At 46.7% G+C, this 19,498-nt stretch carries 16 protein-coding genes, 2 tRNA genes and 1 pseudogene; 5 read left to right on the plus strand and 14 right to left on the minus strand.

Features of this window, described 5'->3' with window-relative positions:
• Positions 1-90: 90 nt before the first annotated feature.
• The 7 genes from AAX10_RS08900 to AAX10_RS08930 form a co-directional block, all read right to left on the minus strand.
• Complete coding sequence (locus AAX10_RS08900) at positions 91-864, minus strand: 3'-5' exonuclease (protein WP_046700405.1); 774 nt, start codon at positions 862-864, stop codon at positions 91-93.
• Between the two features lie 19 nt (positions 865-883).
• Positions 884-1,789, minus strand: coding sequence for a cysteine synthase CysM (cysM, locus tag AAX10_RS08905; protein WP_046698710.1), 906 nt, complete (start codon positions 1,787-1,789; stop codon positions 884-886).
• A gap of 84 nt (positions 1,790-1,873) precedes the next feature.
• On the minus strand, positions 1,874-3,964 hold the full coding sequence (gene pnp, locus AAX10_RS08910; protein ID WP_046700406.1) for a polyribonucleotide nucleotidyltransferase: 2,091 nt from the start codon (positions 3,962-3,964) through the stop codon (positions 1,874-1,876).
• A 184-nt stretch (positions 3,965-4,148) separates the two neighbouring features.
• A complete protein-coding gene (gene rpsO / locus AAX10_RS08915) occupies positions 4,149-4,415 on the minus strand; it encodes a 30S ribosomal protein S15 (RefSeq protein WP_036367197.1) in 267 nt (88 codons plus the stop codon).
• 174 nt (positions 4,416-4,589) lie between these two features.
• Entirely contained in the window at positions 4,590-5,192 is a 603-nt protein-coding gene (locus AAX10_RS08920; RefSeq protein WP_046700407.1) for an opacity family porin, read from the minus strand.
• A gap of 180 nt (positions 5,193-5,372) precedes the next feature.
• Positions 5,373-6,293 carry a tRNA pseudouridine(55) synthase TruB gene (gene truB, locus AAX10_RS08925; RefSeq protein ID WP_046700408.1) on the minus strand — a complete coding sequence of 307 codons (921 nt, stop codon included), beginning with the start codon at positions 6,291-6,293 and terminating at the stop codon, positions 5,373-5,375.
• A complete protein-coding gene (locus AAX10_RS08930) occupies positions 6,293-6,694 on the minus strand; it encodes a ribosome-binding factor A (protein WP_036367185.1) in 402 nt (133 codons plus the stop codon). Before AAX10_RS08930 ends, truB begins: the two co-directional genes overlap by 1 nt.
• Before the next feature lie 708 nt (positions 6,695-7,402).
• On the opposite strand from AAX10_RS08930, the gene AAX10_RS08935 reads away from it, so the two are divergent.
• Positions 7,403-8,254, plus strand: a complete 852-nt coding sequence (locus AAX10_RS08935; RefSeq protein ID WP_173944280.1) for a DUF2382 domain-containing protein — start codon at positions 7,403-7,405, stop codon at positions 8,252-8,254.
• A gap of 185 nt (positions 8,255-8,439) precedes the next feature.
• Positions 8,440-8,949 carry a YsnF/AvaK domain-containing protein gene (locus tag AAX10_RS08940; RefSeq protein ID WP_046700409.1) on the plus strand — a complete coding sequence of 170 codons (510 nt, stop codon included), beginning with the start codon at positions 8,440-8,442 and terminating at the stop codon, positions 8,947-8,949.
• 128 nt (positions 8,950-9,077) lie between these two features.
• On the opposite strand, the pseudogene infB reads toward AAX10_RS08940, so the two are convergent.
• The 7 genes and pseudogenes from infB to tpiA form a co-directional block, all read right to left on the minus strand.
• A pseudogene (infB, locus tag AAX10_RS08945) lies at positions 9,078-11,633 on the minus strand (translation initiation factor IF-2); the annotation flags it as partial.
• A 176-nt stretch (positions 11,634-11,809) separates the two neighbouring features.
• A complete protein-coding gene (gene nusA / locus AAX10_RS08950; protein ID WP_046700410.1) occupies positions 11,810-13,291 on the minus strand; it encodes a transcription termination factor NusA in 1,482 nt (493 codons plus the stop codon).
• A gap of 44 nt (positions 13,292-13,335) precedes the next feature.
• Positions 13,336-13,833: a ribosome maturation factor RimP gene (rimP, locus tag AAX10_RS08955; protein WP_036367169.1), complete on the minus strand. Its 498-nt coding sequence runs from the start codon at positions 13,831-13,833 to the stop codon at positions 13,336-13,338.
• Positions 13,834-14,027: 194 nt separating this feature from the next.
• Positions 14,028-14,104: transfer RNA gene (locus tag AAX10_RS08960), tRNA-Met, on the minus strand.
• A 110-nt stretch (positions 14,105-14,214) separates the two neighbouring features.
• Positions 14,215-14,299: transfer RNA gene (locus AAX10_RS08965), tRNA-Leu, on the minus strand.
• 68 nt (positions 14,300-14,367) lie between these two features.
• Positions 14,368-14,682 carry a preprotein translocase subunit SecG gene (secG, locus tag AAX10_RS08970; RefSeq protein ID WP_036367167.1) on the minus strand — a complete coding sequence of 105 codons (315 nt, stop codon included), beginning with the start codon at positions 14,680-14,682 and terminating at the stop codon, positions 14,368-14,370.
• 43 nt (positions 14,683-14,725) lie between these two features.
• Positions 14,726-15,463, minus strand: a complete 738-nt coding sequence (gene tpiA, locus AAX10_RS08975) for a triose-phosphate isomerase (RefSeq protein ID WP_046700411.1) — start codon at positions 15,461-15,463, stop codon at positions 14,726-14,728.
• Between the two features lie 217 nt (positions 15,464-15,680).
• Between tpiA and pilB the strand changes: the two genes are divergently transcribed.
• Genes pilB through AAX10_RS08990 form a run of 3 tightly spaced genes read left to right on the plus strand, consistent with a single transcriptional unit; the run spans position 15,681 to position 19,475 of the window.
• On the plus strand, positions 15,681-17,336 hold the full coding sequence (gene pilB / locus AAX10_RS08980) for a type IV-A pilus assembly ATPase PilB (RefSeq protein ID WP_046700412.1): 1,656 nt from the start codon (positions 15,681-15,683) through the stop codon (positions 17,334-17,336).
• Positions 17,329-18,576, plus strand: coding sequence for a type II secretion system F family protein (locus AAX10_RS08985; protein WP_080947148.1), 1,248 nt, complete (start codon positions 17,329-17,331; stop codon positions 18,574-18,576). The genes pilB and AAX10_RS08985 overlap by 8 nt, the downstream gene beginning before the upstream one ends.
• Complete coding sequence (locus AAX10_RS08990; protein WP_046700413.1) at positions 18,573-19,475, plus strand: prepilin peptidase; 903 nt, start codon at positions 18,573-18,575, stop codon at positions 19,473-19,475. The genes AAX10_RS08985 and AAX10_RS08990 overlap by 4 nt, the downstream gene beginning before the upstream one ends.
• The last annotated feature ends 23 nt before the right edge of the window (positions 19,476-19,498 follow it).

Consider the following 19,498-nt stretch of genomic DNA (forward strand, 5'->3'; position numbering starts at 1 on the left):
AGCTTTTGTGATGGTGCGCCGTAGTTAAATCTAAACTCAGATTTTTTAATCCAATAAAAAGACACCCAATCATCATTGGGTGTCTTTTTATTATTGCCAAGCATCTAAGAATCGCTCGTGGCGCAGTGTGTCATCAGGATTTTTGATTTTTGAGACGAACTCATGCGTCTGCTCAATCATCATCTCGCAGCCATCAAGATCTGCCTTACCAGTCAAAATCAACCATCTAAGATAAATGAGCCAAGTATTAAGCACGTCCGATTCACAATACGTGGTCAGCTTCTGCCAGTCGCCACTTTGCATCATCGGCACAACTTGAGAACCATCAATCTCACCTTTGCCTGCAAAGCCGCACAGAGCAGCGATGGTATCGAGCTTTTGCTTGCTGTAGCCATTATACAGAGACATTTTATCCATCAAATCAACATGCATCTCACCATAGCGATACAAATAATCTGGCTTGTTCGCTGAATTAAACAAAGCAGGTGCGCTGATCTTATGATGCAGTGCGCGGTATAGCAGTACAGGGACATCAAACCCCGAGCCATTCCAACTGACCAGTACAGGCTTTTTGGCAAACGCGCGAAAGAACTTTCTTAGAATGTCTGCTTCAGTCAATCGATCCAGCGCAAGTGAGTGCAGTGAGAACTCCCCATTTTCCACCCACAAGAATGACAAACAAGCAATCTTATGCAAAGGCAAACGCATAAAGTCATTGCCCGCCTCGGCTTGACGCAAGGCGATGAGTGCGGTCAAAGCATCATCCTCTGACAAGTCTTTTAGCTCAGGATACAGACGTCTTCCCGTCTCAACATCAGGAATCGTCTCAATATCAAAAACCAGAATTGGGCTTGCGGTATTCATGCACTCTCCTATGTTTGGCTCAATCAATCACACCGAACAGACCCGTTGATAAATAACGATCACCACGGTCACAGACGATGAATGCGATGATGGCATCAGGGTTGTTCTTGGCGATCTGATGCGCCGCCCAAGCCGCGCCGCCACTTGATACGCCGCAGAACACACCTTCTTCTTTGGCAAGTTTACGCATATAGATCTCAGCGTCTTTTTGATTGACATCCATCAGAGTATCGACCAATGATGCATCAAAAATCCCCGGCAAATACTCTGTCGGCCATCTTCTGATGCCCGCAATGCTTGAATGCTCATCAGGCTGTAATCCGATGACTTGGATGTCGGGGTTTTGTTCCTTTAGGTATCTTGATACGCCCATGATGGTGCCTGTCGTACCCATCGAACTGACAAAATGCGTTATCTTGCCGTCCGTCTGCGCCCAAATCTCAGGACCTGTGGTCAGATAATGAGCCTCTTTGTTATCGTCGTTATTGAACTGATCTAGCACGATACCAAGCCCATCAGCCTGCATCTGTAACGCCAAATCACGCGCCTCCTCCATGCCCTGCTCCACCTCGATCAATGTCGCCCCATAGGCGGTCATTGCATCTTTACGCTCTTGGGTGGAATTTTTTGGCATGATAAGGGTCATCTTATAGCCTTTCATGGCTGCGACCATGGCAAGCGCAATGCCGGTGTTGCCGCTTGTCGCCTCGATCAGCGTATCGCCAGGCTTGATGTCGCCACGTTTTTCGGCTTGGTCAATCATGTTAAAAGCAGGACGATCTTTGACCGAGCCTGCTGGGTTATTACCTTCAAGCTTGGCAAGTAGCGTTGCGCTTGTGTCGTTGGCAAGCCGAGACAGCTTCACCAATGGCGTCTGTCCAACACAGTCAGCAAGAATGGTGGTTTGATTAATAAAATTCGTCATTAGCACACCCTAATATTATAATTTTGGCCAACAGTTTCTAAAAACCGCCCTATGAAGGACGGTTTTGTAAGTTCAATTCGCTTATTATTGCTCAATGCCTTTCATGGTTAGCTTGATGCGTCCACGATTGTCGATGTCTTGTACTTGAACTTTAACAGTTTGACCTTCTTTTAGGTAGTCGCTGACATTCTCTACGCGCTCATCAGAGATTTGGCTGATGTGCACCAGACCATCAGTACCTGGCAGGATGGTCACAAACGCACCGAATTCAACGATACGAGCAACCGTACCTGTGTAGATCGTGCCTACTTCAACCTCAGCGGTGATCGCCTCAATCTTAGCGATGGCGGCACGGGTAGATGCCTTAGATTCGCCAAAGATGCGAATTACACCGTTATCATCAATATCTACAGTTGCGCCAGTCTCTTCAGTTAAGGCACGGATGGTTGCACCACCTTTGCCAATCACATCACGGATCTTCTCTGGGTTAATCTCGATGGTCGCGTAGTTCGGTGCGTGTGCATTGATCTCTGTGCGAGAAGTTGCGATCACTTCGTTCATGGCATTTAGAATGTGGATACGACCTGCATGCGCTTGTTTTAGGGCTTGCTCCATGATGTCAGCAGTGATGCCTTCAATCTTGATGTCCATCTGTAGCGCAGTGATACCATTTACCGAACCTGCCACTTTAAAGTCCATGTCGCCTAGGTGATCTTCATCACCTAGAATGTCTGACAATACCGCAAATCTCTCGCCCTCTTTAACGAGACCCATCGCGATGCCTGCCACAGGTGCTTTTAGTGGTACGCCTGCATCCATCAATGATAGTGATGCACCACAGACAGATGCCATCGATGATGAGCCGTTCGATTCGGTGATGTCAGATACCACACGGATGGTGTATGGAAAGCGTTCAGCTGCTGGCAACATGGCTTGAACACCACGACGTGCTAGGCGACCATGACCGATTTCACGGCGTTTTGGACCGCCTTCACGACCGGTCTCGCCCACTGAATAGTGTGGGAAGTTGTAGTGTAGCATGAAGTGATCTTGCTTAGTGCCTGACAGGCTGTCCACCAAGTTCACGTCACGGCTGGTGCCTAGCGTGGTGGTTACCAGCGCCTGAGTCTCACCACGAGTAAATAGCGCAGAACCATGCGTATAAGGCAACACACCCACTTGAATGTCAAGCGCACGTACAGTCTCTAGATCACGTCCATCGATACGTGGCTTGCCTGATAGGATGTTGTCACGTACGGTGCGATATTTTAGAGTCTCGAACAGCTCTTTGATCTGAGCAACTTTATCCGCATAATCTTCTGCTGTCTCATCGCCTGCTAGAGCCAATGCTTCATCTTTTAGTTCGTCTAGACGTGCATAGCGATCTTGCTTAACAGTGATGGTGTACGCCTCGCTCACCTTGGCGGTGAATTGGTCTTTTAGCCGTGCGTTTAGCTCTTCATTGACCGCAGGCGCGGCAAATTCAGCCTTAGCATTACCAACCGCAGCCGCAAACGCGTTGATATTTTCAATCACAACTTGCTGCTGACCGTGACCATATAGTACCGCGCCCAGCATTTGATCTTCTGACAGCTCGTCCGCTTCAGATTCAACCATTAGCACAGCAGCCTTCGTACCAGCAACCACTAGGTCAAGCTGGCTTTCTTTCATTTGAGCATGATTTGGGTTTAGTACGTATTCGCCATTGATGAAGCCGACACGAGCTGCACCGATTGGGCCGTTGAATGGTGCAGGAGAGATGGCAAGTGCTGCAGAAGTACCAATCATCGCTGCGATGTCTGCATCTTGGGTCTTACCTGATGAGATAACGGTCGCAGTTACTTGAATTTCGTTCACATAGCCTTCTGGGAATAGCGGACGGATCGGACGGTCAATCAGACGACTGGTTAGCGTCTCAAACTCTGACGCACGACCTTCACGCTTGCCATAGCCACCAGGGATTTTACCTGATGCGTACATTTTTTCTTGGTAGTTGACAGTCAATGGGAAGAAGTTCTGACCTGCAACTGCTTCTGGACGAACAACAACCGCCACCAATACCGACACGTCACCCATGTGAACGAGTACACTATTAGCCTGACGAGCAACACGGCCCGTCTCTAGAACAACTTGTTGATTGCCATATTGGAATTCTTGGCGAATGATATTAAACATAGTATTTCCTTTAATAAACTTGGACATGGTTTAAAGCCCTAAGAGATGTTTTAACTGTAATTATATGATTTATAAAACATTTCTTAGAGTTCTAAGACCACTGTCCACAATAAACATAAAATGACAAAAACGGCACGCAAACGCACACCGTTTTTGGTAAAAATTAGCCGAGCTAATTTTAAAATTAACGGCGTAGACCCAAAGATGCGATCAAATCAGTGTAACGATTTAGATCTTTACCTTTTAGGTAGTCTAGAAGTTTACGACGTTGGTTAACCATACGGATAAGACCTCGGCGGCTGTGATGGTCAGCTTTGTGTGCCTTGAAGTGGTCTTGTAGGTCGTTGATACGAGCAGTTAGAAGTGCAACTTGTACTTCTGGGCTACCAGTGTCATTCTCAGCGCGCTTGTATTTTGCGATGATGTCGATACGATCTTGATTAGTTAGCATAACTAAATTCCTATATGAGCAATGCGACATAATTCGGGCAAGCATTGCATTGCTAAAGCCTGCCTAAGCCTATTGGCATGAATTTTCATTATATCATGGAAATTCAAAAATGTCATTTAAAATCACAAACCAACCCCCCCTGCGTGGAGAGACAGAGGGTTTTGAAGGGGTGGATTAGAAGTTATAACGAACGCCGATTTTGCCACCGTATCCTTTAACTTTAAAGTTATCCACTTTGCCTAAGTGGTTGTATTCTACGCCACCGTCAATGGTCCATTGTGGGTTGATGGCGTATGATACACCCGCCACCGCACCTAAGCCCACTTGTGTTTTTTTGGCAGTCGTTGATGAAAAGAAAGACTCTGCACCAACAGAGGCCTTATTGCTGATGTCTAAGTTGAGCTTGTTGACGCCCACTCTTGCACCCACATAGGGCGTAAATCCTGACACAGAAGTGAAGTCATAAAATGCAGACACGCCCACAGATTGTGCTTTAACATTTGTTTTGCGGTAGTCGCCTGCCACATCAAAGCCTGTTTCTTTGTGTTCTAGCTCGCCAAAATGGGTGTAATCTAGGGCGTAACGAGTAGCACCATAATCGCTACCTACCGCCACAGAAAATGCGGTGTCGCTGTCTTTTGCTTTCTTTTGGCTTCGGTCATCTTTGACATCAAGTTTAGATGTGCCTACCAAGCCTTGCACATAAAGACTGCCAACATTGGCGGTTGCGGTGATGGACACGCTGGCGATGATCAGTGCTGGGAGTAATTTTTTCATGGGTTGTACCTCAAATCTTACAAAAAGTTTGGTGTTTAATGTTATTTATAAAAACTTATTATCATTAAATCATTATTTATGATAAAAAGCAGGTGGATATTATGCCTAACTCGAATAAATTTCAAGTAGAATCATGTTAAGATGAAAATTAATAAAAAAATGTTCTTTGACTTTAAAAACTCACGCCACCAGTCTTATCGGTTGCAATCGTCCAGTTATCTCCACCTGTCCAAGCCCGATAAACTTATCATCACAATACAGACGCACTTGTAGAACATCAGCATCAAACACCAAATCACCAATACGGTCTTTGAGATTAAGCCGCTGCCCCATTTTGATGCGTGCTGTTTCGTCTGTGGTGAGTTTGATAATAGGTAAATGATTAAGCAGTACATCTATCGGTAGCAGTTTGCCAAAGCGCTCATCAAAAGATAACTCTGAAAGCTCGTCGACGCTTATCGCCCCTGCCACGTCAAATCCGCCTGTGCTGGTGCGGTGCAAAGCAGTCAAATGACCCACCGTGCCAAGCCGTTCAGCCATCGTCTCGCCAAGCACGCGCACATAAGTGCCTTTAGAACAGATGACGTCAAGGGCGATTTCGTCATCGCTTAATTTATTTAAAGCCAAATGATGAATGACAATGGGGCGTGGAGCTCGCTCTATCTCGATACCGTCTCGGGCATATTCGTAGAGCTTTTTGCCGTCTTTTTTTAGGGCGGAGTACATGGGCGGGGTTTGTAATTGCTCCCCCATTAGGCTGTTTGCAATCTCATCAAGCGCACGCCTATCAAAAGTTGGAACGGCTTTTTGGGCGATGACTTGTCCTTCTTTATCACCCGTATCAGTCTGTTCACCAAGCTTAATGATGGCGGTATAGCCCTTATCAGCATCTAACCCAAAGCTGCTAAATTTGGTCGCCTCGCCTAAGCAAATTGGCAAAAGCCCCGTCGCCATGGGGTCAAGCGTGCCGGTATGCCCTGCTTTTTTGCTGTCAAAATCTGCTGACATAAACAAGCGTTTGGCTTGGGCAAGAGCTGAATGGGAGCTGATGCCGATGGTCTTATTTAGTAATAATACACCCGAGACGATCTGTTTTGACATTAAGAATTATCCGTATCGTCAGCCTCAGATTCACCAGTTTTTTGCATGGCTTGACTGACCAGATTCATCATGTGATTGCCGTGGGCGGTCACCTCATCATAATGAAATCTTAGGCGTGGTGTGGTACGAGTATTCATGGTGTGTGACAGCTCGGTACGCAAAAAGCCTGCTGCATTTTTAAGCACATTGATGCTTTCTTGATGCGCTTCTTTATTCATGCCACCATCTTGAGATGGCTCCAAAATGGTGACATAAACATCCGCATAACCCAAATCAGGGCTTAGTTTGACGCCAGAGATGGTCACAAAACCAGTCAAACGCGGGTCATTAATCTCATCGCGAATCAGCACAGAAAGCGTACGCTGGATTTGGTCGGAGAGTCGTTGTAGTCGTTGGTTCATCATTGCCTCTTTTAATCGGTTAAAATCAGTTGGTAATTGGTGAAATGATTAAATCATTATAAATGTTCAAAGCTTAATCAAACAACAGTTCTTAATTAAACAACTGTGGCGCAGTTTTATTGAATTTGCCATTAAATGTTAATTCAATCTTAAATCACGCCAGTTGCGACATAGTATAGCTCATTTATGCCATGAAACCAAATCTATGCCAACAACGCACGCCAAAGACTAAGCCTCCCGTACATTTAAAATCCATCAATCGCTAAATTGGCTTTTAGATTTGTCATGAAATTAGCAAATTTAAGCTAAAATCCAGCTAAAAAAATTCCCGAACTGCTTCGCTGACCGATAAAAATCCGTTAAAAAAAGCACCCACAAATAACAGCCTGATTACACAACCACCCAAACCCATACAGAATTTACGCAAGTTTACATTGATTTACCTTGGGTCGTAAAATGCCAAAAAAACTGCCCTATTTTTTGACAAAAAACGCCTATTATTAAATTTTAAATCGCCTATACTAGGACACATGGAGTTGTCCTACAGTGACCTGATGGAGAATATGATTTCTTAACTTTGTTGATTACTTGGAGTCATATAAAAAAAGGCATCAAATCAACGATTAAGACCGATGCCCAAAACGCAAATCATTGATGAATTGCAACGGCAATTTACGACACTAAATTTTGAATTTGAATAAGGAGCACATTATGAGCAAGCTAGTTCGTTTACATGACATTGAAACCACCAACCGTGAAGTTTTAGGTGAAGGCTATTACAACCCTATCGGCAAGACCGCATATGGCATTGGACAAGAAAAAATTGGTAAAGTAGAAGATGCATTGGTAGAGGTTGATACTGGTAAAGTTCGCTATTTGGTTGTGGACGCTGGCGGTTGGTTCTTCTCAAAAGAAGTATTAGTACCAGCAGGTCTGTCTCGCATCGTAGGCGATGAAGTATATTTCGACAGCCTAACCAAAGATCAAGTCGAAGCGATGGAAGCTTATGACCGTGATTATGTGTACAGCTACGAAGAGCAATACAACAAAGACCGTGCATTCTATGCTGCCGACACACTACCAGCTGAAAGCCGCCTAGACCTAAACGAAGCACACTACACAGCGCCAAACACGCTAGAGCTGCTTGAAGAGCGTCTGACTGTCAATAAAGACCGCATCGTTGCTGGCATCGTAAGCCTAGGCAAACATGTCGTGACCGAAGAGCGTCGTGTAGAAGTTGACCTAGAAGAAGAGCATGCACACATCGAGCGTGTAGCGGCAGATCGCCCAACAGACCGTCGCATCGGTGATGATCTAGGCGCGGACACCATCAGCGTTGAGCTAGAAGCTGAGCGTGCTAATGTCAGCAAGCAAACTTATGTGACCGAAGAGATCACCCTAGCCAAAACCACTGACACTCGCACTGAGACCATCCTAGAGACCATCCAGCGTGAAGAGCTGAATGTCGATGACCTAGGCAATGTGGTAGACAGACACGGCAATGTCGTGAACTACGAAGGCATTACTGCTGACGAAGTACGCCGCGCTCGTGGTCTATGATTGACTGATGAGTTTGGCATCATGCCAAAGACACGAAATTAATCGAAAAGCCAGAGTTATCGCTCTGGCTTTTTTGGATGAAAACCATCGTTTAATCATCGTTTATTATTGGGTTAACTACCTACCAGCGACCAACATCAAAGTTTACCAACAGCAGATCAATTTTAAATTTAAGGAAAAATCACATGACAAAAGACATCAACGACAACACACTTACCGACCCACAAGTACTCGAACTCTTAGAAGAGCGTGCCCACATTCACAAGGACAGAGTCAGTACAGGCAAAGTGGTGCTGTCAAAGAAGACCCGCTCTCGCACGGTGAATTTGCCCATCACTTTGACCGAAGAATACCTTGTCATCACTTATAAAGAAGACAGCTCACCGCTCAATCATCATAAACCTGAGAGCGATGATTCTTTAATCGACATCATCGACAACACCGCTAACACGCACGCCCAGATCAGCATCAATGGCAAAATGCAAAGTTTGGCACTCGATGGCTCTGTTGAGATTTTGCTGTCTCGTGAGACTGCCACCGTCACCAAAAGCACACACGTCATCGAAGATGTCAGCCTTGACACTAAGACCATCAGCAAAGAACATATCTTTACCACCGAGCTGAAAAAAGAAGTACTGGATGTCAAAGGCGACGAGAAGCTCATTGCCAATGATGTACTGATTAATGGTAAGTAAGCTGAAGGATTGGTGATGCCAAATCTTAGCCCATAATTCCAGTCTCTAAATTCTAGACTTTATCAGCCGCTTACTGAATTTTTGACATAAAAAACACCCCAAATTATGGGGTGTTCTGTTGCTTTGTCTTACAGCTGGCGCTTAACTTCGTGAATCTCAAAGACCTCGATCTTATCGCCCACTGCCACTTCGTAGCCCTTGACCGCAAGACCACACTCCATCCCAGCTTTGACTTCATTGACGTCGTCTTTGTAGCGACGCAGTGATTGTAGCTGACCTGTGAAGATTACCTTGTCATCACGCAGAACGCGGATTGGCTTGTTGCGGTAGATGGTACCTTCTTGAACCATACAACCTGCTGCCGCGCCAAACTTACTAGAGCGGAACACGTCACGAACCTCAGCGGTACCCAAGATCTTCTCACGATGCTCTGGTGCCAACATACCGCTCATCGCAGCTTTCACGTCATCGATCAGACCATAGATGACGCTATAGTAACGAATATCTAAGCCTGCTTCATCAGCTTTACGCTTACCTGCCGTGTCGGCACGCACGTTAAAGCCAAGAAGTACAGCTTCACTAGATTCCGCCAAGATTACATCAGATTCTGTGATGGCGCCAACGCCTGAGCTGATAACACGCACTTTAACTTCATCAGTTGAGAGCTCATCAAGGGCGCTAAGCAGCGCTTCGAGCGAACCACGAACGTCGGTTTTTAGGATAATGTTCAAGGTCGCAATATCATTACCCATGCTCTCAAACAGCGTATCTAGGCGCATCTTATTCTGACGCTCTAGAACGCGATCACGCTCACGTGCCGCACGGAAGTCAGCAACTTCACGCGCCTTCTTCTCATCTGACACCACCAAGAACTCAGAACCAGCTGCCGGCGCATCGGGCAGACCTAGGATCTCAACAGGGATCGACGGTCCTGCGGTCTTGATGCGAGCACCATTCTCATCGGTCATCGCACGCACTTTACCATAGAATTCGCCAGCCAGAACCAGATCGCCTTGATTTAGCGTGCCTTTTTTGACAAGTAAGCTGGCTACCGCACCACGGCCTTTATCGATACGAGATTCGATAACCACGCCCTGCGCTGCACCATCTAATGGCGCTTCTAGCTCCATGATCTCTGCTTGGATGCTGATGGTTTCTAATAGCTCATCGACGCCCATGCCTGTCTTGGCAGAGACTTGCACCATTGGTACATCGCCGCCCCACGCCTCAGGCACAACTTCTTTTACTGCCAATTCGTTGATAACGCGATCTGGATCGGCGGTGTCTTTATCCATCTTGTTGATGGCGACAATCAATGGCGTACCTGCTGCGCGCGCATGGTCAATCGCCTCTTCGGTCTGTGGCATCATCCCATCATCAGCCGCGACGACAAGCACGACAATATCGGTCGCCTGCGCACCACGAGAACGCATGGCGGTAAAGGCGGCGTGACCTGGGGTATCTAGGAAGGTAATTACACCACGATCGGTTGTAACATGGTACGCACCGATGTGCTGAGTAATACCACCAGCTTCACCGCTTGCCACTTTCGCTTCGCGGATCTTATCAAGCAATGAAGTCTTACCATGGTCAACGTGACCCATAATAGTCACAACAGGTGGACGCGCTTGAACGTTGCCTGATTTCTCGTCAACAGCCTCTTGAAGGTCGTCTTCTAGCTTGGTGTCAGAGACAAGCACCAAGTTATGACCAAATTCTTCAACCACAAGACCTGCGGTGTCCTGGTCAATGGTGTCAGATTCACGAACCATCTCACCCATTTTCATGAGTGATTTGATGACCTCGCGAACCTTAACCGCCATCTTCTGAGCAAGGTCAGAAACAACGATCGATTCACCAACTTCAACATTATAGACAATCTTCTCAACAGGCATCTCAAACTTATGCTTGCCTGACTGAGATGATTTTAGTCCACGCTGCTTGGTCTTGATCTCAAGCTCTTCTCTGCCTTTTTTCTTGCCGCCTTTTGAACGGCTAGAGTTGGTGTTAGTGCCACGCTTAATCTCGCGACGCTCTTTTTCAAAAGATTCCTCAAGTGCTGCACCCACCAGACCTTTGGCAAGCGGTTCGTCTTTACGAACGATGGTGCTTGAGTTGTCTTCTTTGTCGCTATAACGGCTTGCCATCTGCTTCATCTGCTCTAGCGTGCGTTTTTGCGCTTCCTCGGCAGCTTTGCGGCGGTTTTCTGCTTCTAATTGACGCAGCTTCTCTTCTTCAGCTTCGCGAGCCTTACGGGCTGCTTTGTCTTCAGCAGTTTCTGATTTGACAGGTTTTGGGGTAGGTTTCTTGGCTTTGTTGTCAGCTTTATCAGACTTATCATCAGTAGCTTCGCCATCTTTTTTGGCTTTTTTGACGACAACAGATATTGATGATGAGGTAGTTTTTTCTTGATCATCGCTGCTTGCGCGCATGGCGGCAAGGGTGGCAGCTTGACGTTCGGCAGCTTCTTTTTTATTGCGTTCAGCAGCCTGTTTTTCTTCGGCGGCTTTTAGGCGTGCTTCTTCAGCAGCTTTGGCCTGAGCGGCGACTTCTTCAGCGATTTTGTTAGCATCTGGCTTCTCAAAAACGATCTTTTTTGTTTTGACGACATTGACCGCTTTTGCTTTACCTGATGTGCCAGTTACTTTGGCAGTAGATGTGGTTTTTGATTTAATGCTAATACGTTTATTATCTTTATTGGTATCTGTCATGTATTCACCTGATTTTGTGTTTTGGCAAGGGCGACTTGTCGTCGCCTGTTGTCTTATTACTTGCCAAATCACTCAAAAAATTAGGTGTTTTGGCAATGACTTAATTAAATGTACCCATCACAAGGCACTCACACCAGTGGCGCGCATGGTTATTCGAACCACGATTTACGAGCATTCATGATGATCTTGCCTGCAAGTTCACTGTCCAGCCCTTCAATGTCTTCGATGTCAAAAACTGCTTGTTCTGCCAAGTCGTCTAGCGTGATTATATCACGCTCAGCCAGCTTATAAGCGATCCCAGTCGTCATGTCTTCTAGCGCAAGCAGCTCAGCACTTGGCTCTTTGATGTTCTTTTGTTTTTCAAGCTCATCAGCGATAACAACTTCTTTGGCGCGTTCTTGGATGGTGGCGATCGCTTCGTCATCAAGACCTTCGATGTCATGGAAAGTCTCAACTGGCACATAGGCCACTTCTTCGATGCTGGTAAAGCCAATCTCAACCAAAGCTTCTGCCAGATCACGATCAACTTCTAGACGCTCATAGAATAGGTCGATATAGCCTTGAGATTCTGATGCTTGGCGCTCTAGATATTCAGACTCTAGCATCATGTTTAGCTTGTAGCCTGTTAAATCAGATGCCAGACGTACGTTTTGACCTTGAGAACCGATGGCGCGAGCAAGTTGGTCATTGGTTGCAAAGATAATGTCGGCAGTCTTAGCATCTTCGTCTAGCACCAGGCTAGATACGTCAGCAGGCTCAAGGGCGCTGATGATGTACTGAGCAGGATCATCGCTCCATACCACCACATCCACGCGCTCGCCATCAAGCTCTTGTTGTACTGCTTGGATGCGAGTACCACGCATGCCGATGCACGCGCCTACTGGATCGATACGATGGTCGTTTGTCTTAACAGAAATCTTAGCACGCAGACCTGGCAGACGCGCCACGTCACGAATCTCAATGATGCCTTCTGAGATTTCTGGAATTTCTTTGGTCATAAGCTCAACCAGCATGTCTTTATGTGTACGAGACAACAGAAGCTGTGAACCACGACCGTCACGATTCACTTGATGCAGAAGTGCGGTCACGCGTGATTTTGGACGTAGAATTTCACGTGGTAGCGCTTGGTCTTTAGCCAAATAACCTTCAGCGTTGTCACCTAGATCAATCACGTAACCGTCACGACTTTGTTTTTTGACTTCGCCAGTGATCAGCTCGCCCACGCGCGCTTCGAATGCATCTGCCACCAACGCACGTTCAGCTTCGCGGATTTTTTGGATGATGACTTGCTTGGCTTGAGTGGCGGCGATACGGCCAAATTCGATAGACTCAATTTGTTCCTCTTTGATGTCGCCGATCTTCCATTCATTCTCATCAAGATCACTGATGGCAAGCTGACAAGCTGGCATCTCATGATCTTCGTCAGCAACGACCGTCCAATAACGATAAGTATCATAATCGCCACTCTTACGGTCAATCGCCACGCGAATCGCCACTTCCGGCTGATCGGTATAGACTTTTTTCTTGGTAGATACGACTAAGGCTTGCTCAATCGCTTCAAAAATATCTTCAGGATTTAGCCCTTTTTCGTTACTGACCGTCTCAACAACGGTTAAAATTTCACGGCTCATCTTCGATCCTTTGGGTTAATTTTGGTTGGTTTTATGTTATTGACTCAATCTTCATAAATCAGATGAGCTTTATCCACATTATTAAATTCAATATCAAATTCTAACTTATCTTCGGTGACAACCTTCATGCTCGTCTCGCCCACCTCAAGCAGACGACCCACGACCTTGCGGCGCTTAGTGTCGCCCTGTCCGATGGCATGAATCAGGCGCAAATTAACAATCTCACCAACAAACAGCGCCACCTGCTCTGGGCTGAATAACGGACGGTCAAAACCAGGGCTTGATACCTCTAAAATGTACTCGCCTGCGATCGGGTCATGCACATCCAATACGCCTGACACCTGATGATTGACCGCAGAACAATCCTCAATGGTCACATGCTCGCCATTAGCACGCTGCTCAGCGCTGACTTCGATATAAATTCTTAGCAAAGATTTGCGACCTTGCGGCATGAACTCAATACCCCAAAGCTCAACGCCACAGGCGTTCACCGCCGGAGCGATTAACTCGGTCAATTCAGCAATTTTACTCGATGGTTTCATGTATTTTCATGTATCCTTGGTTAAATATGGCTGCTTGTATTGTAGCATCACTAAACGACAAATACAAAAAAACCCACAAAACGCGTTAGTGGGCTTTAATCATCAATCAGCCTAGCCTTATTGTCTATATAAATTTACTAGATCGTAAGACACCTTATTTTATAAGATAAAACCAAAATAAGGATTTTAAAAAGTGGTAGCGGGGGCTGGATTTGAACCAACGACCTTCGGGTTATGAGCCCGACGAGCTACCAGACTGCTCCACCCCGCATCAATTTAGAACGCTATTATAGCATGCATTTTGATGTTGTCAAGACTTTTTTGAAATTCATAAAAGCGTTCAACATTCAGTTTAATTAATGCTGCCTAACAGCTGATATTTGGTGCGATCGGAGGGACTTGAACCCTCACGCCGTGAAGCACTACCCCCTCAAGATAGCGTGTCTACCAATTCCACCACGATCGCAAAATAGGCGCTTATTTTAACGAGTATTATTTAAAATATCAAGCGAAAAAACCAAAATTATCAAAAAATCACTCGCCTGCTGGCGCACTTGGCGCCGTGGTAGCAGGAGCACTCTGAGCGGTCGGCACATCAAGACGTAGCTGATCTTCTGCTTCACGCTGCGCATACCATGCCAAGGCAAGACTGGTAATAAAAAACACGGTCGCAAGCACAGCCGTGATGCGCGTCATGAAGTTGGCCGAGCCTGCCGCACCGAATACCGTGCCTGCCGCACCTGCACCAAATGACGCGCCAGCATCTGCACCCTTACCATGCTGAAGCAAAATAAATCCAACCATGACGATCGCCACGATGATATGAACCGCTAATAATACTGTAAACATAATAAAACCACTATAAATAGACTATATAAAGACAACCCAAAGATCAGCTAAATGCCTGTGCGATGACTGTAAAGCTATCTGCCTTTAACGAAGCGCCACCCACCAAAGCACCATCAACGACATCACAAGCAGCGAAGTCTTTGGCGTTCTTATCATTCACACTGCCGCCGTATAGCACGCTGATATCTACCAAGCCTTGCTTAGTCAGCTGTGCCTTGATGTGGCGATGCGTGACTGCCACTTCATCAACGGTTGGGGTTAAACCCGTGCCAATCGCCCATACAGGCTCATACGCGATCAGTAGCTGATCGGCTGGTGCATTTAGACCATCTAGTACGGACAGCTGCTCATCAAGCACGCTTAGGGTCTGACCGCCCTCGTATTCATCTTTTGTCTCGCCCACGCACAGCACAACAACCAGACCTGATTGGATGGCTTGGGTGATTTTTTTGGCAAGCATCTCATTGGATTCTGCATGGTAGGTGCGTCGCTCCGAATGACCGATCAAGGTAAATTTGGCGCCTAAATCCGCCACTTGTGCCGCTGATACGTCGCCTGTGAATGCGCCTGTCTCACCAAAAGCACATACGTCCTGCGCGCCCACCCAAACAGATAAGTCTTTTAGGATGTCAGTGACCGCACCAAGATGCAAAAAAGTTGGCGCACAGCCCAAATGGCAGCTTGAATTGTCCGCCACGCCCTTCATGGCGTGAGCCAACACTACTGCTTCGGTTAGCGTTGCTGGGTTTAGTTTCCAATTGCCAATGACATACTTTGCCATATTGCACTCTCTTTGTTCTTTGTTGATGCGCCGAACGGTCGGCATGGTCAAAAATCATTTAAACGCATTATTATAACGCATTTTATTGTCATTACACACATAAAATTGTGTGTTTTTCGTCTCATGTCAATCTCAAAGCATAAAAATTTCAGCCAATGTGCTGTTAAATCATGGCAAATATAGTATATTACAACAATACTTATAACATTGTTAATCCATGAACCACGCCACCACAGGACTTGCTCGAATTATACTAGATAAAGCACTCATCAATCATGACGTGCTTGGGGCTGCCATTGATGACGCTAGTGCCGCGCAGATTAGCCTTGCTCGCCATCTAGTGCGACATGGTGTACTGTCCTCCGATGTGATCGCCAAGACTTTATCTGAGAGTCTGGGCATGGACTTGGTGGATTTGGATAAATTTAACATCAAAGAGCTGCCCTTGCATCTGCTTGATGATGCACTCATTGCACGCCACGAGGTGTTACCCCTTGGTCAGCGCGATGGGCAAATTTTTATCGCCACCAGTGACCCGACACGCGCGCAAGTAATGAGCGAGCTTGGCTTTGCAACCAATGCGCACATCACGCCCGTTCTGGTCGATGAGAACAAACTCGTACGCATCATGCAAAGCCTGCATCTAGGCGCGGTGCTAGAGCTTGGCGAGGACGATCATGAACTGCCTGATAATGACGGTGAGGCGATGCTTGATGCGCCGACCGTTAAATTCGTCCACAAGACATTAAGTGATGCCATCATCATGGGTGCATCAGACATTCATTTTGAGCCGTTCGATAAGCATTATCGGGTAAGATTTCGCATTGATGGCATCATGCAGAGCATCGCAAACCCTCCCAAGGCTTCAGGCAATAAAATCAGTACTCGCCTAAAAGTCATGGCACGTCTCGACATTGCCGAACGACGAAAGCCGCAAGATGGGCGCATCAAATTTCCCCTGCATGAAGGCAAATCGGTTGATTTTCGTGTCAGTACCACGCCCACACTCTTTGGCGAGAAGATCGTCTTAAGGCTACTAGATTCTGCCCAAGCCCTAATCGGCATTGATACGCTCGGCATGAATGATGCCCAAAAACAGCTGTTCCTTGATGCACTAAACCGTCCTCAAGGCATGATCGTCATCACAGGCCCGACAGGCTCTGGTAAGACAATCTCGCTATACACCGCGCTTGGCATCCTAAATCGACCCGAGATTAACATCCAAACCGTCGAAGACCCTGTGGAAATCCACCTAGATGGCATCAATCAGGTCAATATCAACCCAAAGATTGGGCTTGACTTTGCTGATGTGCTAAGAGCTTTCTTGCGTCAAGATCCCGACGTCATCATGGTGGGCGAGATTCGCGACGTACAGACCGCAGAGATTGCCATTAAGGCCGCTCAGACAGGCCACTTGGTGCTGTCCACATTACACACCAATTCTGCCATCGACACCATCATTCGCCTAAAGAACATGGGCGTGGCAACCTTTAATATCACAAGCTCCCTAAGTCTCATCATCGCCCAAAGGCTCGTCCGCCGTCTATGCGGTGACTGTAAGCAGCCCTTAGACATCCCCGCCCAAAGCCTGATTGAGCTTGGCTTTAGTCCAGATCAAATCGGCACAGCCAAGCTATATAAGCCCGTCGGTTGCCATCAATGTAAAGACGGCTACAAAGGACGCATAGGCATCTATGAGATGCTGCCCATCACCCCTAAGCTCGCCACGCTCATCATGAGCGACGCGCCGACTCAGGCACTTAGCGAATTTGCCAAAGAACACGGCATGATGACCCTTAGACAATCTGCCATGCATCAGGTCATCAGCGGCATCACAAGCCTACAAGAGATGGAGCGTCTCACAGGTGCCTAAATCCATCAAAACAGCCAAGCTGCGCCAAATAAATAAGCCCAAAGATAAAACCTTTAGCTATAAAGGCATCTCCGCACAAGGCAAAAAAGTAACGGGTGAAATCAATGCCGCTACCCTGCAGCTTGCTCGATTAAAGCTGCAAAAAGAAGGTATTACACGCCCAAGACTTCGCCAGAAAAAGCCGTTTTTACCAAATTTCACCAACAAAATAAAATCGCTAGAAATTACCCTATTTTTCCGTCAGCTTGCCACCATGCTATCGGCAGGTATCCCGCTCATCCAAGCACTTGACATCACCAACCAAAACAGCAAAAACCCTGCATTTAGCACCATAATCAACCAAATAAAAACAGACATCGAATCAGGCTCCAATTTCGCCAATGCGCTTGGTAAGCATAAAGCATTTAGCCGATTATCCATCGCCTTGGTGCAGGCAGGCGAACAGTCGGGCGCGCTAGACACCATGCTAGATCGCATCGCAAGCCACCAAGAAAGCCTTGAGATCCTAAAAAACAAACTCAAAAAAGCCTTGCAATATCCTGCGCTTGTTAGCATTGTCGCCATCGCTGTAACGGTGATTTTATTGGTAAAAGTTGTGCCTATCTTTGCCAAGACATTTGGCGAGATGGGTGAGAGCTTGCCACTGCCGACTCGATTTATCATGGCGTTATCCGATGGACTGGTGGCTAATTTTTGGTGGATTGTAATAAGCGTGCTTGCCATTAGCCTTGGTCTTATTTGGTACAACAAAAAAACAGGCAAGGTCAAACTTTGGCTTGATGACATCGCCCTGAAATTACCTTTGATTGCTTCATTAATAAAAAAAGCGGTCTTGGTGCGATTCTCAAGGACGCTTGCCACGACTTTTGAGGCGGGCATTCCACTATTAGCCGCGCTGGATTTATCCGCCAAAGCCACCAACCATCACGCATTCATCAAGGAGCTAAACGACATCAGCACCAAAGTAAATAGCGGTCAAAGACTCAGCCAAGCCATGAGACAAAGTACACTATTCCTACCGATGACCGTGCAGATGGTCGACGTGGGTGAAGAATCCGGCAAACTCACCGAGATGCTAAATAAAGTCGCCGATTATTATGACAATGAAGTCAGCGAACAGATCGACGGATTAACCAGCCTGATCGAGCCCATCATCATCGTGATACTTGGCATCATCGTGGGCGGAGTTGTGATTGCGATGTATTTGCCAATTTTTCAAATCGGGGCGAGTGTATCATGATTGATGTGTTAAACATTTTCACCCAAAACCATGCGCTATTTTTGATAATGACAGGGATATTAGGGCTCATCGTTGGTAGCTTTATCAATGTCGTGATTCATCGCATGCCTAAGACCATGCTGAGCGAATGGCGACATGAGATCAGCGAATTTATCGCAGCAGATGAAGCACTCAAGGACGCCACCAAGAACGACGTTCAAGCGCACTATCAGCCCAACCCTTCACCCAATCCATCCACCCTACGATCACGCTGCCCACATTGCACAGCCGTCATCGCTTGGCAGCACAACATTCCCGTAATTAGCTACCTACTTCTGAGTGGCCGCTGCGCATCCTGCCAAGCAAAGATATCCCTAAGCTATCCCGTCACAGAGCTCTTAACGGCGGTGTTATCAATACTCATCGTTCATCATTTTGGTGTGAGCATTCGGGCGGGGCTGGCGCTGATCTTTTTGTGGTATTTGGTTGCTTTATCAGGGATTGATTATCACACCAAGCTACTGCCCGATCGCCTACTTGTGCCGCTTGGCATGGTCGGTCTGATCGCCAACACTCAACATGTCTTTACCACGCCAAGTCTTGCCATTTGGGGGCTAGTGATGGGCTTTGTGGTGTTTTGGGGAATTAATGCGTTGTTCAAGGTCATCATGGGCAAGGATGGTATGGGACTTGGTGATGCTAAGCTGCTTGGCGTGCTTGGTGCATGGCTTGGGATGTTCTACTTGCCGATGATTGTCTTCATCGCTGCACTGCTTGGTGTAATCGCAGGCATCATTAATAAATACCGACAAGATGAAGAAGTCTTTGCCTTTGGGCCTTACTTGGCGATGGGCGGTTTGTTTTCACTATTATATGGTGAGACGACATGGTCGTGGTATGGTGTATTGGCACTGAATTAATACACAGGCTGGCTTGATTGACT

Origin of the sequence: Moraxella bovoculi (assembly GCF_000988745.2) — a bacterium.
GTDB lineage: Bacteria > Pseudomonadota > Gammaproteobacteria > Pseudomonadales > Moraxellaceae > Moraxella > Moraxella bovoculi.